The organism is Methanoregula sp., from assembly GCF_002835825.1.
Lineage (GTDB): Archaea > Halobacteriota > Methanomicrobia > Methanomicrobiales > Methanospirillaceae > Methanoregula.
The window spans coordinates 1-3,951 of the sequence record NZ_PIZH01000210.1; the positions used below are offsets into that span (position 1 = coordinate 1).

At 51.8% G+C, this 3,951-nt stretch carries 3 protein-coding genes and 1 pseudogene; 3 read left to right on the plus strand and 1 reads right to left on the minus strand.

What is annotated here, in order from left to right:
* Positions 1 to 1,294: MCP four helix bundle domain-containing protein (locus CW742_RS08340; RefSeq protein WP_292419031.1), on the minus strand; the 1,294-nt coding region annotated here is incomplete at its 3' end.
* Between the two features lie 296 nt (positions 1,295 to 1,590).
* Here CW742_RS08340 and CW742_RS08345 point away from each other — a divergent pair.
* From CW742_RS08345 to CW742_RS08355, 3 genes and pseudogenes are all read left to right on the plus strand, one after another.
* The gene (locus tag CW742_RS08345) at positions 1,591 to 3,252 is read left to right on the plus strand and encodes a PAS domain S-box protein (protein ID WP_292419034.1); all 1,662 of its coding nucleotides are present in this window, start codon (positions 1,591 to 1,593) and stop codon (positions 3,250 to 3,252) included.
* A 39-nt stretch (positions 3,253 to 3,291) separates the two neighbouring features.
* The gene (locus CW742_RS08350; protein WP_292419037.1) at positions 3,292 to 3,810 is read left to right on the plus strand and encodes a chemotaxis protein CheW; all 519 of its coding nucleotides are present in this window, start codon (positions 3,292 to 3,294) and stop codon (positions 3,808 to 3,810) included.
* A 23-nt stretch (positions 3,811 to 3,833) separates the two neighbouring features.
* Positions 3,834 to 3,951, plus strand: a pseudogene (locus CW742_RS08355) (protein-glutamate O-methyltransferase CheR); the annotation flags it as partial.

Below are 3,951 nucleotides of genomic sequence, written 5' to 3' on the forward strand. Positions count from 1 at the left end.
CGTTCCTTGCAACCTGGGCGGAGCCTGCGGAGACTTCCTCGACGCTTGCGTTTGCCTCCTCGGCGCTTGCCGCGAGATTCCCGACCTGCTGGTTGACCACGGTCATGGATTTCGATACCTCGATGCCGATATTGTTGAGGGCCTGTTTGAACTTCACAAAGTCGCCCTGGACATTGAGTTTCTCATCAACCCGTGCGGTGAAATTACCCTGTGCATATTCGCCGGAGACCCGCATAGCCTCGTTGACCGGCCCGACTACACCATCCAGTGTCTGGTTGAAACCCCGGATGATCTCTTTATATCCGCCTTTGAACTTGTCCGCGTGCCCGCGGGTCGAGAGGCGGCCTTCAACAGCGGCCTTTGAGAGCATATTCGCTTCTTCAACCAGGGCAGCGATTGAATCAATGGTGGTCTGAAGGGCCGGAACAACTTCGTCCTGGGCGTCCTGGGCTTTCAGCTTAGAAGAGAGGTCGCCTTCGGCTATCTTCTGCATGGTGCCAAGGACATACTTCTGCTGACCCTTGGCATAGTTATCCATGATCCGGGCCATCTCACCGATCTCGTCCTTCCGGTTGAGGTTAAGGCGGGCGCTTAGGTGTCCTTTGCTGAGCTCCTTGAGGTTGTTTGCAGCCTGGTCAAGCGGTCCAGTGATACTCTTTGAAAGGTAGAGAGCAACGCCAAGACCAATCAGGATGCCGGTAATGGAGAGGATCACAAGATAGAGCGTTGCTGCCGAAGCTGCTGATGATGAATCTTTATTCAGCTGTTCTGCAGAATCGCGATTATACTTGGCAATGTTCTGATATGCTGCAACGGTATTTGTCCGTGCCGTGATCAGCGGAGATCCTGCTGCAAGGGCTGCATCGATGGTCGCAGTGTCGCCGGCATCTGCAGCCTTTAACACTTTATCGTATTCAGACAGGAATGTTGCATAGTTTGAATCAAATTTATCAAGGTCTGTCTTTTCCTTAGTGTTAAGGGAAGCACTGCGGAAATCATCCATCGTTGTTTTTATATTGGCCTTTAATGTTTCGGCCGTGCTCCTCACGGTTGTTCTGGCAGAAGGCACATAGATATAACGATATATCTCAGCACGCATCTGCTGGAAATCAGCGCTTACACTTCCTATCTGATCAATGGTGACAACGCTGTTCTCGTACATATCTTTCGACCGGGCTGCAGCATCGTTTGCACTCATGAATGCAAACGCGGCGATGATCGCCATGATGATAAGGACTATGACGAAACCGCCAATCAGTTTCTTTCCGATTTTCATATCATCGATGAAACTCATACTGTGTCACTCCCTCTGTCACGAATTTCTGCCGGCCTGTCAGGGGCCGGCTCCCAATCTTCATGACTGACTATCACGTCATGCTCCCAGTTCCCTTCAGAGAGCACGCCCATATCATCATCACTTGTGCTCATCAAAGAGTCAAGGGTAACATAGACTTTCGTTATCCATTGTATATAAAGATTAGGCCAACACTGATTGAAAGCAATGTTTAATAGTGTTGAGTAATAATGATGATTACTCGCAGGAATGGGTTACAATGAATACATTCCATCATATTTACCGGGAGTAACTGCATGGTTCGTGAAGAGGAGATCAAACGTATCACCGAGCTGCTCGGACATAATCCTGCCGGTCTTACGATAGAACAGGTCTCCCGGCAGCTCTCTATCAACCGTACAACGGCAGCCAAATACCTCAATTTCCTGATTGCATCCGGCCAGATCCGGAAGCGGAATCTCGGACCTGCCAAGATCTTCACTCTTGCGGCACGGATCCCGATGTCGCATTTCCTGAACCTCTGGCAGGATGGAATAATCATCATTAATAATGATCTGGTAGTACAGCAGGTCAATGATCAGCTGATTGCTGTTCTCTCGCTGAACCGGGAGGATCTTCTTGGAGAACGGATCACAACAGGCCCCTTCACATCATATATCACGCCCGAGGTTCTCCAGAACCTTGAACTGGCGCGGGAGGGGACTGAGCAGGTCCAGCAGATCTCCCTGAAAATCGGTGACCGGGAAGAGCAGTTCCGGCTCAAGATAATCCCCCTTGCCCTTGAGCAGGGGGAGACCGGTTTTGGCCTGATCTTCGAACAGCTTCCCCGCCTGGCAGAACCAGCACCGGATATTACTCCTGCACAGAATATATCATCCGGTTCACCGGGTCCTGTGACGGACGACTTGCAGAAGCGACTTTCAGAATTCCGCAAGATTGAAAAAGCGCTTCTAGAGTCCGAGGCCAAGTATCGTGCACTTGTGGAGAATATCGCGGAAGTGATCTTTACCCTCAATGACCACGATCAGGTCACCTACGTAAGCCCCGCGATCCGGAACCTGACCGGGCATGCCCCTTCCGATCTCATGGGGAGGCGTTTCCAGGAGTTTGTCTTTACCGAGGATATCGTGCCCTTCGAGAAAGGCCTTGAACGGACACGGCGTGGCACTGACGGGCCAATCGAGTTCCGGCTCCTGACAAAGCAGTCTTCGGTACGGTGGGTACAGGTGACCGGCCGCAGCCTTGCCGGAAAGACCCCGGGAGCCGGGTTCCAGGGCGTCATGGCTGATATCCACGAACGAAAGCAGATCGAAGATGCCCTGCGGCATGCCAACAAGCAGATCATCCTCTTAACCAGCATTACCCGGCACGATATCCTCAACGGGATCACCAGCCTTCGCCTCTCCTTTGATCTTCTCAGGAATGAGCCTCTTGACGAGAAATTCCGGAAAATTGTCGATCAACAGGAAAGGGTGGTCTCCCAGATCCAGCACCAGATCAGCTTCACCCGGGATTACCAGAATATCGGCATCCGTCCCCCGGGCTGGAAAGATGCGGGGGAGCGCTTTGCCGCGGCAGTTGCATCGCGCCCTACCGGAAAGGTTGCTATACAGGCTGAGGTAAAGAACATCGAGATATTCAGCGATGATTTGATCGAACGGGTCTTTGCCAACCTTATCGAGAATACTCTGGAGCATGGCGGGAAAGCAACAACCATCCGGTTTTTCCCGGAAAACCGGGGCAGGGATCTGGTGCTGGTGTTTGAGGATGACGGTGTCGGGGTCCCCCGCGAGGAGAAGGAGCAGGTCTTTGAGCACACCCGCCGCGGGCGGATCAGCTATGGCCTCTTCTTCTCCCGCGAGGTGCTTGCGATTACCGGCCTCTCGATCCGTGAGACCGGGGTTCCAGGGAGCGGAGCGCGATTCGAGATCCTTGTACCGGAAGGGTTATACCGGTAACCGCAGAGATTCCTGCGGGAGATGAGCAGAGGAATCATCATGACAGCAGAAACAAGCACGAATGCAGAAGAATGCATGAAAGGGGATTTTGGGGAGGTTCTGGAGTTCTCCCTGTGTAACGAGAACTATGCGCTGGACATTAATATTGTCCGTGAGATAGTTGAGATGATGCCCATCACGGTCATCCCCCGGGCACCGGTGTATATCACCGGTGTCATCAACCTCAGGGGCGAGATCGTGAACATTGTCAACCTGAATTCCTTTTTAAAACTTCCCGACCGGCCGATCACAAAAGGGCAGAAGATCATTGTCCTGATGGCGGAAGTCGCCGGAGGTAACAATGTCGGCGTCATTGTTGACACGGTGAGCAGTGTCACGGAGATCAAGGAATCGCAGGTTGACTGCATGACCCAGAGCATCGCGGGAAACGAGTCCCGTTATATCAAGGGCATCATCAATACCCGGCAGGCAGAAGCGGGAACAGACAATGAGAAGAAGAAAGGCCTGATCATCTGGCTGGATATCCATAAAATGTTTAAGGATATAGAAAAGAACTAACCAACATCAGGGACGTCTCTTGTATGGATGATTCTGCTACCGACTTTAATTTATTAAAAAAACATGTGGAACAGCTGCTGAAGATCCAGTGCTCGAACTATAAGGAAGATTACATAAAGCGCCGCTTCCTTTCCCGGATGA

What these genes read in the sequence shown, in the direction of transcription:
- CW742_RS08345 (WP_292419034.1), top strand. Translation starts at nt 1,591, where the DNA reads ATGGTTCGTGAAGAGGAGATCAAACGTATCACCGAGCTGCTCGGACAT.
- CW742_RS08350 (WP_292419037.1), top strand. Translation starts at nt 3,292, where the DNA reads ATGACAGCAGAAACAAGCACGAATGCAGAAGAATGCATGAAAGGGGAT.